Source organism: Streptomyces sp. NPDC059201, assembly GCF_042754585.1.
Lineage (GTDB): Bacteria > Actinomycetota > Actinomycetes > Streptomycetales > Streptomycetaceae > Streptomyces.
This window is the reverse complement of record NZ_JBHZBB010000008.1, coordinates 128,994-143,022: the sequence shown is the minus strand read 5'-3', so window position 1 is coordinate 143,022 and position 14,029 is coordinate 128,994. Positions and strand designations below refer to the sequence as shown.

General features: G+C 72.9%; 9 protein-coding genes. 7 read left to right on the top strand and 2 right to left on the bottom strand.

Annotation, left to right across the window (positions count from 1 at the left end):
• Nucleotides 1-19: 19 nt before the first annotated feature.
• Nucleotides 20-991, bottom strand: a complete 972-nt coding sequence (locus ACFXMG_RS25075) for an LLM class flavin-dependent oxidoreductase (RefSeq protein WP_383822847.1) — start codon at nt 989-991, stop codon at nt 20-22.
• Between the two features lie 149 nt (nt 992-1,140).
• On the opposite strand from ACFXMG_RS25075, the gene ftsY reads away from it, so the two are divergent.
• Nucleotides 1,141-2,367, top strand: coding sequence for a signal recognition particle-docking protein FtsY (ftsY, locus tag ACFXMG_RS25070; RefSeq protein WP_383822850.1), 1,227 nt, complete (start codon nt 1,141-1,143; stop codon nt 2,365-2,367).
• Between the two features lie 85 nt (nt 2,368-2,452).
• Here ftsY and ACFXMG_RS25065 read toward each other — a convergent pair whose 3' ends face one another.
• Complete coding sequence (locus ACFXMG_RS25065) at nt 2,453-3,106, bottom strand: bifunctional DNA primase/polymerase (protein ID WP_383822854.1); 654 nt, start codon at nt 3,104-3,106, stop codon at nt 2,453-2,455.
• A gap of 438 nt (nt 3,107-3,544) precedes the next feature.
• Between ACFXMG_RS25065 and ACFXMG_RS25060 the strand changes: the two genes are divergently transcribed.
• The 6 genes from ACFXMG_RS25060 (at nt 3,545) to ftsH (ending at nt 13,663) form a co-directional block, all read left to right on the top strand.
• Nucleotides 3,545-5,020, top strand: coding sequence for a hypothetical protein (locus tag ACFXMG_RS25060; protein WP_383822857.1), 1,476 nt, complete (start codon nt 3,545-3,547; stop codon nt 5,018-5,020).
• A 365-nt stretch (nt 5,021-5,385) separates the two neighbouring features.
• Nucleotides 5,386-6,732, top strand: coding sequence for an ammonium transporter (locus tag ACFXMG_RS25055; protein ID WP_383822859.1), 1,347 nt, complete (start codon nt 5,386-5,388; stop codon nt 6,730-6,732).
• Nucleotides 6,729-7,067, top strand: a complete 339-nt coding sequence (locus ACFXMG_RS25050; protein ID WP_004924863.1) for a P-II family nitrogen regulator — start codon at nt 6,729-6,731, stop codon at nt 7,065-7,067. The genes ACFXMG_RS25055 and ACFXMG_RS25050 overlap by 4 nt, the downstream gene beginning before the upstream one ends.
• A gap of 72 nt (nt 7,068-7,139) precedes the next feature.
• Nucleotides 7,140-9,776 (top strand): [protein-PII] uridylyltransferase, encoded by a 2,637-nt coding sequence (locus tag ACFXMG_RS25045; RefSeq protein WP_383822863.1) that lies wholly within the window; start codon nt 7,140-7,142, stop codon nt 9,774-9,776.
• A 225-nt stretch (nt 9,777-10,001) separates the two neighbouring features.
• A complete protein-coding gene (gene ffh, locus ACFXMG_RS25040; protein ID WP_383822865.1) occupies nt 10,002-11,555 on the top strand; it encodes a signal recognition particle protein in 1,554 nt (517 codons plus the stop codon).
• A gap of 149 nt (nt 11,556-11,704) precedes the next feature.
• Nucleotides 11,705-13,663, top strand: coding sequence for an ATP-dependent zinc metalloprotease FtsH (gene ftsH / locus ACFXMG_RS25035; RefSeq protein WP_383822868.1), 1,959 nt, complete (start codon nt 11,705-11,707; stop codon nt 13,661-13,663).
• Nucleotides 13,664-14,029: the final 366 nt, after the last annotated feature.

Genomic DNA, 14,029 nt, shown 5'->3' with positions numbered 1-14,029 from the left:
CGCTGCCCCGGCCCGAGGCTCACGCCCCGAGCCGGGGCAGCACCTCGTCGCAGAACAGCCGCACGCTCCGCCACCCCTCCTCCACCGGCATCCCGCCGCACAGCGGATGCAGCACCAGGCTCTCCAGACCGAGCCCCGCGCACTCCTCCGGCGTCACCACCCGGTACACCCCCTCCGCCCGCAGCTCCGCCACGCTCGTCGCCGCCGACCGCACCGCCGAGCGGATGTCCTTCGACTGCCAGGAGGCGTACATCCGCGCCTCGTGCAGGAAGTGCTCCCCGTACTCCGCCCACGTCCGGTCCGGATCCTCCGCCACGTGCAGCAGCGGAGTCTCCCGCCCCGGCATCATCGTCCAGCCCTCGGTGCCGTACTCCGCGCACCTCTCCCGGTAGTACGCCTCCAGCTCCGGCAGGTGCGCCGACGGGAAGAACGGCAGCCCCAGCCGGGCCGCCCGCCGCGCCGCGGCCTTCGACGAGCCCCCGACCAGCAGCAGCGGACGCGGCCGGGTGAAGGGCCGCGGGGTGACCCGTACCGTACGGCCCCAGTACGTGAACGGCTCGCCGGTCCAGGCGGCGAGCAGGGTCTCCAGGAGTTCGTCCTGGAGCCTCCCGCGCCGCCCCCAGTCGACCCCGCGCTCCTCGTACTCCTCCGGGCGGTAGCCGATCCCCGCCACCGTCACCAGCCGGCCCCGGCTCAGCAGGTCGAGCACCGCGATCTCCTCCGCCAGCCGCAGCGGATCGTGCAGCGGGCCGATGATCGCGGAGACCGTGACCGCGATCCGGCGGGTGGCGCCGAAGACCGCGCCCGCGAAGACGAAGGGGGAGGGGAGCCAGTTGTTCTCCACCCCGTGGTGCTCCTCGGTCTGGACGGTGTCCACCCCGTGCTCGTCGGCGTAGGCCGCCATCTCCAGGGCGGCGCGGTACCGCTCCGCCAGCGACTCGGGGGTGGCGCGCGGGTCGACCAGGTTGAAACGTACGACGCTGAAGGCCATCGGGTCCCCTCCGCGGGTGGGCTGCCGGCGAGGGGCGACCATAGCTGACGTGTCGTCAGATGAGAACGGCCGGGTGGCCCGGGAACCGCGACCCACGCTGCGTACGTACTGCGTCACCGGGCGGGTCGTGGCCGATACTGGATGACGTTATGGAACTCATCCTTGCTGTAGTCATCGCTCTGGTCGTCGCGGTCGCCGTGACCAGCGGGCTCGTGATCAGCGGTCGCAAGAAGAAGCAGCTGCCGCCGGCCGAACCGCCGTCCACCACGCCGACCATCACCGCTCCGCCCGCCGAGCCGCACGTCGGCGACGAGGCGGAGACACCGCGGGAAGAACCACGCCGCACCGTCGAGGAGGTCGGCCTCCCGACCGCCGAGGAGGCGGTCGAGACCCCCGCCGCCATCGAGGACCCGGTCGTCGCCGAGGCGCCCCCGGCGCCCGAGATCGAGGTCCCCGAGCCCACCGCCGGACGCCTCGTCCGCCTCCGGGCCCGTCTCGCCCGCTCCCAGAACTCGCTGGGCAAGGGCCTGCTGACCCTGCTCTCCCGCGAGCACCTCGACGAGGACACCTGGGAGGAGATCGAGGAGACCCTCCTCACCGCCGACGTCGGCGTCGCCCCCACCCAGGAACTGGTCGAGCGGCTCCGCGAGCGCGTCAAGGTGCTCGGCACCCGCACCCCCGAGGAACTGCGCGCCCTGCTCCGCGAGGAGCTCATCGCCCTCCTCGGCGACTTCGACCGCACCGTCCACACCGAGAGCCCCCAGGACGTCCCCGGCGTCGTCATGGTCGTCGGCGTCAACGGCACCGGCAAGACCACCACCACCGGCAAGCTCGCCCGCGTCCTGGTCGCCGACGGCAAGTCCGTCGTCCTCGGCGCCGCCGACACCTTCCGCGCCGCCGCCGCCGACCAGCTCCAGACCTGGGGCGACCGCGTCGGCGCCCGCACCGTCCGCGGCCCCGAGGGCGGCGACCCCGCCTCGATCGCGTACGACGCCGTCAAGGAGGGCATCGCCGAGAAGGCCGACGTCGTCCTCGTCGACACCGCCGGCCGCCTCCACACCAAGACCGGCCTCATGGACGAGCTCGGCAAGGTCAAGCGCGTCGTCGAGAAGCACGGCCCGCTCGACGAGATCCTCCTCGTCCTCGACGCGACCACCGGCCAGAACGGCCTCATCCAGGCCCGCGTCTTCGCCGAGGTCGTCGACATCACCGGCATCGTCCTGACCAAGCTCGACGGCACCGCCAAGGGCGGCATCGTCGTCGCCGTCCAGCGCGAGCTCGGCGTCCCCGTCAAGCTCGTCGGCCTCGGCGAGGGCCCGGACGACCTGGCCCCCTTCGAGCCCGCCGCCTTCGTCGACGCCCTCATCGGCGACTGACCCAGCGACCGACCCCGCGACGGCCACGCGAAAGGGCCCCCGCTCCGTCACAGGAGCGGGGGCCCGCGCCGTACGACCGGGCGGACTAGGCGTGCGTCCGATGGCACATGTACGCCAGCGTGCCGAGCAGCAGCCGGGCCTGCGGCGGCGCCCCCGCCGTGTCCAGCGTCGGCGGTCGCAGCCAGCGCACCGGACCCAGCCCGCCCAGGTTCGACGGGGGAGCGGTGATGTGGCCGCCCGGCCCCAGACAGTGCAGGTCCAGCTCCGCGTCGTCCCAGCCCATCCGGTACAGCAGCCGCGGCAGCTCGGCCGCCGCGCCCGGCGCCACGAAGAACTGCGCCCGGCCGGTCGGCGTCGCGCACACCGGCCCCAGCGGCAGCCCCATCCGCTCCATCCGGACCAGCGCCCGCCGGCCCGCCGCCTCCGCCACCTCGATCACGTCGAAGGCGCGGCCCACCGGCAGCAGCAGCGCCGCCCCGGGATACTCCGACCACGCCTTCGTCGCGTCGTCGAGCCCCGCGCCCGCCGGAACCGGCGGCGCGAAGGAGAGGGGATGCGCGCCCGGGGCCGTACAGGCCCGGTCGCCGCAGGAGCACTGGCCGGAGACGGCCCGCGCGCCGGGCTGGACGTCCCAGCCCCACAGTCCGGTGTACTCGGCCACCGCGGTGCACTCGGTCGTGCGTGCGCGGCGCCGTGAGCCGGACCGCATCTCACGGATGCCGCCGATCGTGAAGCCCATGCCCCCTCCAACGGGTAGGACGCGCCGGTGGTTACGACCCGGAACCCACCTGTCACGTACGGTCACGTCTCGTCCGCGATCCGTCGCCCAGCGTGGCGCACGGTCGCGAACGGGGTGGTGCGCACGGTGGCGCGCGCCTCTTCGCGCTTCCGTACGCCGACTCCGGTTCGTCGCATGTCAAGTGAATCGTGTGGAGCGCCCGGCGAGTTCATTCGAAGGGGTGGCGAATGGTGGCGTTTCTTGTCACGCCCTCACCGCAGGGGTGATCGTAGGATTACTTTCGGTACCCGAAGCCCGGAGGGGCGTGCGCGGGTGGGTATGCCGGAGGCAACCAGGTTTCCCGTTCGAAGGAGTCGGAACACCGAGCGGGGAGCCGCGGGACGCGGCATTCTGATAGGGGTTCGCACGACAGGCAATCAGGTGGATGGGGGCGTTCCAGTGGGCGGCAACGGCACAGACGGTACGACTGCCGGCAAGCGCCCCAACGAGCGGCTCGGCTCGTGGTTCGTGCGCAGCGGCTGGTCCAAGGGCGAACTCGCCCGCCAGGTCAACCGCAGGGCCCGCCAGATGGGCGCGCACCACATCTCCACCGACACCTCCCGGGTGCGCCGCTGGCTCGACGGCGAACAACCCCGCGAACCCATCCCGAGAATCCTCTCCGAACTGTTCTCCGAGCGCTTCGGCTCCGTCGTCGCCATCGAGGACCTCGGACTGCGCACCGCGCACCAGACACCCTCCGTCTCCGGAGTCGACCTGCCCTGGGCCGGACCGCAGACCGTCTCCCTGCTCAGCGAGTTCTCCCGCAGCGACCTGATGCTCGCCCGGCGCGGCTTCCTCGGCTCCTCCCTCCAGCTCGCCGCCGGCCCCTCCCTCATCGAGCCCATGCAGCGCTGGCTGGTGCCCACCCCCACCGGCGAACCCGCCCCCGCCGACCCGGCGGCCGACGCCCGCCGCCCCCGCAGGCTCTCCGAGATCGAGCTCGACCTCCTCGAATCCACCACCGCCATGTTCCGCAAGTGGGACGCCCAGTGCGGCGGCGGACTGCGCCGCAAGGCCGTCGTCGGCCAGCTCCACGAGGTCACCGACCTCCTCCAGGAGAACCAGCCGGCCGCCACCGCCAAGCGCCTCTTCACCGTCGCCGCCGAACTGGCCGAACTCGCCGGGTGGATGAGCTACGACGTGGGCCTCCAGCCCACCGCCCAGAAGTACTTCGTCCTCGCCCTGCACGCCGCCAAGGAGGCGGGCGACAAGCCGCTCGGCTCGTACATCCTCTCCTCCATGAGCCGGCAGATGATCCACCTCGGCCGCCCCGACGACGCCCTCGAACTCATCCACCTGGCCCAGTACGGCAGTCGCGACTGCGCCACCCCCCGCACCCAGGCCATGCTGTATGCGATGGAGGCCCGCGCCTACGCCAACATGGGCCAGCCCTCCAAGTGCAAGCGGGCCGTGCGGATGGCCGAGGACACCTTCGCCGACGCCACCTTCGAGGGCGGGCCCGACCCCGACTGGATCCGCTTCTTCACCGAGGCCGAGCTCAACGGCGAGAACTCGCACTCCTACCGCGACCTCGCCTACGTCGCCGGGCGCTCCCCGACGTACGCCTCGATGGCCGAACCCGTCATGGAGCGGGCCGTCGAACTCTTCGGGAAGGACACCGACCACCAGCGGTCGTACGCCCTCAACCTCATCGGCATGGCCACCGTCCACCTGCTCAAGCGCGAACCCGAACAGTCCGTGGTCCTCGCCGAGAAGGCCCTCGGAGTCGCCCGCTCCATCCGCTCCGAGCGGGTCAACAACCGGCTTCGCAAGACCGTCGACACCGCCGCCCGCGACTTCGGCGACGTCGCCGAGGTGGTCGACCTCACCGACCGGCTCACCCTGCTCCTGCCCGAGTCCGCCGAGGCCGTCTGACCCGCCCCGCCGGCTCCCGCGAGCCCCACGACCCCGGCCGCGCCGGACGTCCCGTACTGCCCGACTCGGCTCCCCCGCCGCACAGGACACACGGACGCCGGCGCGGCCGGCCCGCGTCCTGGCCCCTTGCGCCCCACCCGGCCCACCCGGTCCGGCCGGGAGAGTACGCCCGTTACCTCCCCGTGACCCGTGCGTTCACGGTCACGTAACACACCCCCGCCCTTCGTCACTGCCCCGAAACATCGAGCGGCATCGTCGGAAACCGCGCTGCGCGAATCTCTGGCCCATAACCGGCCACCCCTCAGGCCGCCGCTCACCGCCGGCCCCGCCCCGCACAGGCCGCATCCGACGACGAGGAGACGCCGATGGCACCAGCCATCACGACCCTGGCAGCAGACGCCCCCGAGCTGTCCGCCGCCAACACCGGGTTCATGCTCATCTGCACCGCCCTGGTCATGCTGATGACCCCGGCCCTCGCCTTCTTCTACGGAGGCATGGTCCGCGTCAAGTCCACCCTCAACATGCTGATGATGAGCTTCATCAGCCTCGGGATCGTCACGATCCTGTGGGTGCTCTACGGCTTCAGCGTCGCCTTCGGCACCGACACCGGCGGCATCGTCGGCTGGTCCTCCGACTACCTCGGCCTCAGCGGCATCGGCGTCACCGAACTCTGGGACGGCTACACCATCCCGGTGTACGTCTTCGCCGTCTTCCAGCTCATGTTCGCCATCCTCACCCCGGCCCTCATCAGCGGCGCCCTCGCCGACCGGGTCAAGTTCACCGCCTGGGCCCTCTTCATCGCCCTGTGGGTCACGGTCGTCTACTTCCCCGTCGCCCACTGGGTCTGGGGCTCCGGCGGCTGGCTCTTCGAGATGGGCGTCATCGACTTCGCCGGCGGCACCGCGGTCCACATCAACGCCGGCGCCGCGGCCCTCGGCGTCATCCTCGTCATCGGCAAGCGCGTCGGCTTCAAGAAGGACCCGATGCGCCCGCACAGCCTCCCGCTCGTCATGCTCGGCGCCGGTCTCCTCTGGTTCGGCTGGTTCGGCTTCAACGCCGGTTCCTGGCTCGGCAACGACGACGGCGTCGGCGCCGTGATGTTCGTCAACACGCAGGTCGCCACCGGCGCCGCCATGCTCGCCTGGCTCTTCTACGAGAAGATCCGGCACGGCGCCTTCACGACCCTCGGCGCCGCCTCCGGCGCCGTCGCCGGCCTCGTCGCCATCACCCCCGCCGGCGGCTCCTGCTCCCCGCTCGGCGCCATCGCCATCGGCGCCATCGCCGGTCTCGTCTGCGCCATGGCCGTCGGCCTCAAGTACAAGTTCGGCTACGACGACTCCCTCGACGTCATCGGCGTCCACCTCGTCGGCGGTGTCATCGGCTCCCTCCTCGTCGGCTTCTTCGCCACCGGCGGCGTCCAGTCCGACGCCAAGGGCCTCTTCTACGGCGGCGGCCTGGAGCAGCTCGGCAAGCAGGCCGTCGGCGTCTTCGCCGTCCTCGCCTACTCTCTGATCGCCTCCGCGATCCTCGCCCTGATCATCGACAAGACCATGGGCATGAGGGTCCCCGAGGACGACGAGGTCTCCGGCATCGACCAGGTCGAGCACGCCGAGACCGCCTACGACTTCAGCGGAGCCGGCGGCGGCGCCTCCGGGCGCAGCACCGCCGTCGCCGCGCCGGTAGTCACGGAGAACAAGAAGGTGGACGCATGAAGCTCATCACCGCGGTCGTGAAGCCGCACCGGCTCGACGAGATCAAGGAGGCCCTCCAGGCCTTCGGGGTCCACGGCCTCACCGTCACCGAGGCCAGCGGATACGGACGCCAGCGCGGCCACACCGAGGTCTACCGCGGAGCCGAGTACACCGTCGACCTCGTCCCCAAGATCCGCATCGAGGTCCTGGTCGAGGACGACGACGCCGAACAGCTCATCGACGTCGTCGTGAAGGCCGCCCGCACCGGCAAGATCGGTGACGGAAAGGTGTGGAGCGTCCCGGTCGAGACCGCCGTCCGCGTCCGCACCGGCGAGCGCGGGCCCGACGCCCTCTAGCAGCACGGCCCGACGGACCCACCGGTCCGCCGGGCCGTTTCCGCAGCCCCGTCCGCAGAGAAGGAGCCGCCGGTGACCACCCACGAACCGCAGGACGCGCCCGAACGGCGGGATGTGCCCGAATGGCGGGATGTGCCCGAACGGCGGGACGCGACGGAAGCGCGGGGCGTGCCCGAAGCGTGGGGCGCGACGGAAGCGCGGGATGCGACCGGGGAGCAGGCCGCGCCCGTACCGCGGGACGCGACTGGGGAGCAGGCCGCGTCCGAAGCGCAGGGCGCGACCGAGGGGCAGGTCGGCGGGTCCTACGCGGCGGCGCGGGTGCGGCTTCTTCGGGAGAAGGCGGGGGCGGGGCCGGAGCGGCGCGGGGGTCTCGCCCGGCTCACCGACGGGTGGCTGGCCGGCCTCTTCGCCGCCGCCTCGCCGCCCCCGGGCACCGCGCTCGTCGCCGTCGGCGGCTACGGGCGCGCCGAGCTGTCCCCGCGCAGCGACCTCGACCTCCTCCTGCTCCACGACGGCAGCGCGCCCAAGGAGGCCGTCGCCGCCCTCGCCGACCGCCTCTGGTACCCCGTCTGGGACCTCGGGCTCGCCCTCGACCACTCGGTCCGCACCCCCGCCCAGGCCCGAGCCACCGCCGCCGAGGACCTCAAGGTCCAGCTCGGCCTCCTCGACGCCCGCCCGGTCGCCGGCGACACCGCCCTCGCCGCCGCCCTGCGCTCCACCGTCCTCGCCGACTGGCGCAACCAGGCCGTCCGCCGCCTCCCCGAACTCGCCGAACTCTGCCGCGACCGCGCCGAACGCGCCGGCGAACTCCGCTTCCTCCTCGAACCCGACCTCAAGGAGGCCCGCGGCGGCCTCCGCGACGCCCAGGCCCTGCGCGCCGTCGCCGCCTCCTGGCTCGCCGACGCCCCCCGCGACGGCCTCGACACCGCCCGCCGCCGCCTCCTCGACGCCCGCGACGCCCTCCACCTCGCCACCGGCCGCGCCACCGACCGCCTCGCCCTCCAGGAACAGGACGCCGTCGCCAAGGAACTCGGCCTCCTCGACGCCGACACCCTGCTCCGCGAGGTGTACGAGGCCGCCGGCATCGTCACGTACGCCTCCGACGTCACCTGGCGTGAGGTCGGCCGCGTCCTCAAGGCCCGCTCCGCCCGCCCCCGGCTCCGTACCCTCCTCGGCGGCCGCGCCGGCGACCGGAAACAGGCCGTGGAACGCACCCCGCTCGCCGAGGGCGTCGTCGAGATGGACGGCGAGGCCGTCCTCGCCCTCTCCGCGCGCCCGGAACGCGACGTCGCCCTCCCGCTGCGCGCCGCCGCCGCGGCCGCCCAGCACGGGCTGCCGCTCTCCCCGCACGCCGTACGGCACCTGGCCGCCACCGCCAAGCCGCTGCCCGTGCCCTGGCCCGCCGAGGCCCGCGAGGCCCTCGTCACCCTCCTCGGCGCCGGCGCCGACGCCGTGCCCGTCTGGGAGGCACTGGAGGCCGAGGGGATCGTCACCCGCCTCCTGCCCGACTGGGAACGCGTCCGCCACCGCCCCCAGCGCAACCCCGTCCACACCTGGACCGTCGACCGCCACCTCGTCGAGACCGCCGTCCGCGCCGCCTCCCTCACCCGCCGCGTCGGCCGCCCCGACCTCCTCCTCGTCGCCGCCCTCCTCCACGACATCGGCAAGGGCTGGCCCGGCGACCACTCCGCCGCCGGCGAGACCATCGCCCGCGACCTCGCCGCCCGCATCGGCTTCGACCGCACCGACACCGCCACCATCGCCACCGTCGTCCGCCACCACCTCCTCCTCGTCGACACCGCCACCCGCCGCGACCTCGACGACCCCGCCACCGTCCAGTCCGTCGCCACCGCCGTCGGCACCGTCGGCACCCTCGAACTCCTCCACGCCCTCACCGAGGCCGACGCCCTCGCCACCGGGCCCGCCGCCTGGTCCGCCTGGCGCGCCTCCCTCGTCGCCGACCTCGTCAAACGCGTCACCGGCGTCCTCGCAGGTGAGCCCCTGCCCGACCCCGAGGCCGCCGCGCCCAGCGCCGAACAGGAACGCCTCGCCATCGAGGCCCTGCGCACCGGCGAACCCGTCCTCGCCCTCCACACCGAGGGCGAACAGCCCCTCGACCCCGACGAACCCGAACCCGTCGGCGTCGAACTCGTCATCGCCCTGCCCGACCAGCCCGGCGTGCTGCCCGCCGTCGCCGGCGTCCTCGCCCTCCACCGGCTCACCGTCCGCGCCGCCGAGCTCCGCGCCGTGGACCTCCCCGCCGAACTGGACTCGGGCCCCGGCTCCGTCCTCGTCCTCGACTGGCGCGTCGCCGCCGAGTACGGCTCCCTGCCCCAGGGCCACCGGCTCCGCGCCGACCTGCTGCGCGCCCTCGACGGCTCCCTCGACATCCCCGCCCGCCTCGCCGAGCGCGAGGCCGCCTACCCGCGCCGCCGCGGCGTCCAGGCCCCGCCGCCCCGCGTCACCGTCGCCCCCGCCGACTCCCGCCTCGCCACCGTCCTGGAGGTCCGCGCCCAGGACGCCCCAGGCCTGCTCCACCGCATCGGCCGCGCCCTGGAGGGAGCGGCGGTACGCGTCCGCAGCGCCCACGTCTCCACCCTCGGCGCCAACGCCGTCGACACCCTCTACATCACCCGCCCCGACGGCACCCTCCTCCCGGACGAGGAGGCCATCGACCTGGCGAGGGCACTGGAGCGGGCGCTGGGGTGAAGGGGTGACCCGGGGGTGGGGTGTGTCGTTGAGCACGGCGTGCTCCCCGCCGGGGCGGGGATGGCCCACTCCGCGGCAATGGCTGTCTGTCCGGGGCAGCGTGCTCCCCACTCCCATAGGGATTCCGCCCTCGCCCGTCTTCTTCGACCGGCGAGGGCGGCTCCGTCCCAGGGCCGGATACCCTGGGTGGCGACCATCCGCCCCGACCCGAGGATCGCGACCACCGTGTTCGATACGCTTTCCGACCGCCTCAGCGCGACTTTCAAGTCCCTCCGGGGCAAAGGCCGCCTCTCCGAGCAGGACATCGACAGCGCGGCCCGGGAAATCCGTATCGCCCTCCTCGAGGCCGACGTCGCCCTGCCGGTCGTCCGCGCGTTCATCAAGAACGTCAAGGAGCGGGCCCTCGGCGCCGAGGTCTCCAAGGCGCTGAACCCCAGCCAGCAGGTCATCAAGATCGTCAATGACGAGCTGATCTCGATCCTCGGCGGCGAGACCCGTCGGCTGCGGTTCGCCAAGTCCGGGCCCACCGTGATCATGCTCGCCGGTCTCCAGGGTGCCGGTAAGACCACCCTCGCCGGAAAGCTCGGCCTCTGGCTGAAGGGGCAGGGCCACACGCCGCTGCTCGTCGCCTGCGACCTCCAGCGCCCCAACGCCGTCAACCAGCTCTCGGTCGTCGCCGACCGCGCCGGCGTCGCCTTCTACGGCCCCCAGCCCGGCAACGGCGTCGGCGACCCGGTCCAGGTCGCCAAGGACTCGATCGAGTACGCGCGCTCCAAGGTCTTCGACGTCGTCGTCGTCGACACCGCCGGCCGCCTCGGCATCGACCAGGAGCTGATGCAGCAGGCCGCGGACATCCGCGACGCCGTCTCGCCCGACGAGATCCTCTTCGTCGTCGACGCCATGATCGGTCAGGACGCGGTCAACACCGCCGAGGCATTCCGCGACGGCGTCGGCTTCGACGGCGTCGTGCTCTCCAAGCTCGACGGCGACGCCCGAGGCGGTGCCGCGCTCTCCATCGCGCACGTCACCGGCAAGCAGATCATGTTCGCCTCCAACGGCGAGAAGCTGGACGAGTTCGACGCGTTCCACCCGGACCGCATGGCGTCCCGCATCCTCGGCATGGGCGACATGCTGTCGCTCATCGAGAAGGCCCAGCAGACCTTCGACGAGGAAGAGGCCGCCAAGATGGCCTCGAAGCTCGCGTCGAAGAAGGGCCAGGACTTCACCCTGGACGACTTCCTCGCCCAGATGGAGCAGGTCCGCAAGATGGGCTCCATCAGCAAGCTCCTCGGCATGCTGCCCGGCATGGGCCAGATGAAGGAGCAGATCGCCAACATCGACGAGCGGGACGTCGACCGTACCGCCGCCATCATCAAGTCGATGACCCCGGCCGAGCGCCACGACCCGACCATCATCAACGGCTCCCGCCGCGCCCGTATCGCCAAGGGCTCCGGCGTCGAGGTCAGCGCCGTCAAGGGCCTGGTCGAGCGGTTCTTCGAGGCCCGCAAGATGATGTCCCGCATGGCCCAGGGCGGCGGCATGCCCGGCATGCCCGGCATCCCGGGCATGGGCGGCGGCCCCGGCCGCCAGAAGAAGCAGATCAAGCAGGCCAAGGGCAAGCGCAAGAGCGGCAACCCGATGAAGCGGAAGGCCGACGAGCAGGCCGCCCAGCAGAAGCGGGAGCAGGCCCAGCAGGGCGGCGCCTTCGGTCTGCCGGGCGCCGGCCAGGGCCCGCAGGACTTCGAGCTGCCGGACGAGTTCAAGAAGTTCATGGGCTGACACCCGACCCCCGCCGACACGAGGGGCCCGGGCCGGTTTCGTCTCACCGAAACCGCCCCGGGCCCCTTTTCGCCCACCCGGCCCATCCGGAATGCCGCGTTCGTCCCGCTCTTCGATACTGGGGCCACTGCCGCCCCGAGGAGAGCCCAGTGGCCAACCCCGTACCCCCGCGCGACCGGACCGACCAGCCCTGGCGCTCGGAAGGGGCCCCGCCGCCCCCGTCGCCGAAGAAGCGGATGCCGGGGGGCTGGGGCAGCCTCATCCTCACCGCCCTCGTCGTCTACCTGCTCGCCAACATCGTCCTGTCGTTCTTCAACGAGGGCGACGGCCCGACCATCTCGTACACCGAGTTCGACAAGCAGGTCGCCGCCGGCAACGTCACCAAGATCTACTCCAAGGGCGACGCCATCCAGGGCCAGCTCAAGGAGAAACAGCCCGTGCCCGACGGCAAGGGCGACTACACCAAGTTCCAGACCCAGCGGCCCGCCTTCGCCGACGACGACCTGTGGGCGCAGCTCACCAAACAAAAGGTCACCGTCACCGCCGAGCCCGTGGTGCAGGAACGGTCCTTCCTCGCCAACCTCCTCATCTCCCTCGCCCCGATGCTGCTCCTCGTCGTCCTCTGGGTCTTCATCGCCCGCCGGATGAGCGCCGGCATGGGCGGGGCCGGCGGCATGCTCGGCCGCAAGCAGCCGCCGAAACCCGTCGAGGTGGAGGGCGGCAAGCGGACCACCTTCGCCGACGTCGCCGGCATCGACGAGGTCGAGGGCGAACTCAACGACGTCGTCGACTTCCTGAAGAACCCGCAGGCGTACCGCGAGATGGGCGCCAAGATGCCCCGCGGCGTCCTCCTCGCCGGCCCGCCCGGCACCGGCAAGACGCTCCTCGCGCGCGCCGTCGCCGGCGAGGCCGGAGTGCCGTTCTTCTCCGCCTCCGCCTCCGAGTTCATCGAGATGATCGTCGGCGTCGGCGCCTCCCGCGTCCGCGAGCTCTTCGCCGAGGCCCGCAAGGTCGCCCCCGCGATCATCTTCATCGACGAGATCGACACCATCGGGCGCGCCCGCGGCGGCGGCTCCGGCATGGGCGGCCACGACGAACGCGAGCAGACCCTCAACCAGATCCTCACCGAGATGGACGGCTTCACCGGCTCCGAGGGCGTCATCGTGCTCGCCGCCACCAACCGCGCCGACGTCCTCGACCCCGCCCTCACCCGCCCCGGCCGCTTCGACCGGATCGTCCACGTCAACCCGCCCGACCGGGGCGGCCGCGAGGCCATCCTCAAGATCCACACCCGGCAGATCCCGCTCGCCAAGGACGTCGACCTGGAACAGGTCGCCCGCACCACCCCCGGCATGACCGGCGCCGAACTCGCCAACCTCGCCAACGAGGCCGCCCTCCTCGCCGTCAAGCGCGAACAGCGGGCCGTCACCCAGTCCGACCTCTCCGACGCCCTGGAGAAGGTCCAGCTCGGCGCCGAACGCCCCCTCGTCATGCCCGAGGAGGAACGGCGCCGCACCGCGTACCACGAGAGCGGCCACGCCCTCCTCGGCATGCTCCAGCCCGGCGCCGACCCCGTCCGCAAGATCACCATCGTGCCCCGCGGCCGCGCCCTCGGCGTCACCCTCTCCACCCCCGACGCCGACAAGTACGCCTACACCGAGGAGTACCTGCGCGGCCGGATCATCGGCGCCCTCGGCGGCATGGCGGCCGAGCGGGTCGTCTTCGGCGTCATCACCACCGGCGCCGAGAGCGACCTCGAACAGGTCACCAACATCGCCCGCGGCATGGTCGGCCGCTGGGGCATGAGCGAGACCGTCGGCCGCCTCACCGCCATCCCCAGCGACGCCCAGCAGGCGTACGGGCTCTCCGCCGCCCCCGCGACCCTCGACGCCGTCGACGCCGAGATGCGCCGCATCGTCGACGAGTGCTACGAGGACGCCGTACGCCTCCTCCGCGACCACCGCGACAAACTGGACGCCCTCAGCGCCGCCCTCCTAGCCAACGAAACCCTGGAAGAGGACGCCGCCTACCGCGCAGCAGGCATCACCCGCCAATCCCCGAACACCCCCGACCCGGGGGTCGCCCCCAAACCGGAAACGCGGGCTTGAGTCGCGACTCGGAGACGTCGGCCTGAGCCGCGACCGGAGACCCCGCCTGGGCCGCGACCCGGATACGCCGGTCCGGGCCTGGCCCGGAGACGCCCGCCTGAGCCGCTACCCCGAGCCGGCCTGGGCCCCCGGCCCGGAGACGTCCGCCTGGGCCCCGTCTTGGAGGCGCCGCCCGGGCCCCGACCTGGAGGCGCGGGCCTGGGCCCCGCCCCGGAGTTGCCCGCCCGAGCCTCGGCTCGGAGGTGCCGGCCTGGGCCGGGACCCGGAGGTGCGAGCCTCCACCCGGAGACGTGCGCCTGAGCCGCAACCCAGAGGCGCCGGCCTGTGCCCCGCCTTGGAGGCACCGGCCCGAGCCCCGGCCCGGAG

Excerpts from the sequence above, each read along its gene's own strand:
- ACFXMG_RS25075 (WP_383822847.1), bottom strand. The coding sequence starts at position 991 with ATGGCCTTCAGCGTCGTACGTTTCAACCTGGTCGACCCGCGCGCCACC.
- ftsY (WP_383822850.1), top strand. The coding sequence starts at position 1,141 with ATGGAACTCATCCTTGCTGTAGTCATCGCTCTGGTCGTCGCGGTCGCC.
- ACFXMG_RS25065 (WP_383822854.1), bottom strand. The coding sequence starts at position 3,106 with ATGGGCTTCACGATCGGCGGCATCCGTGAGATGCGGTCCGGCTCACGG.
- ACFXMG_RS25055 (WP_383822859.1), top strand. The coding sequence starts at position 5,386 with ATGGCACCAGCCATCACGACCCTGGCAGCAGACGCCCCCGAGCTGTCC.
- ACFXMG_RS25050 (WP_004924863.1), top strand. The coding sequence starts at position 6,729 with ATGAAGCTCATCACCGCGGTCGTGAAGCCGCACCGGCTCGACGAGATC.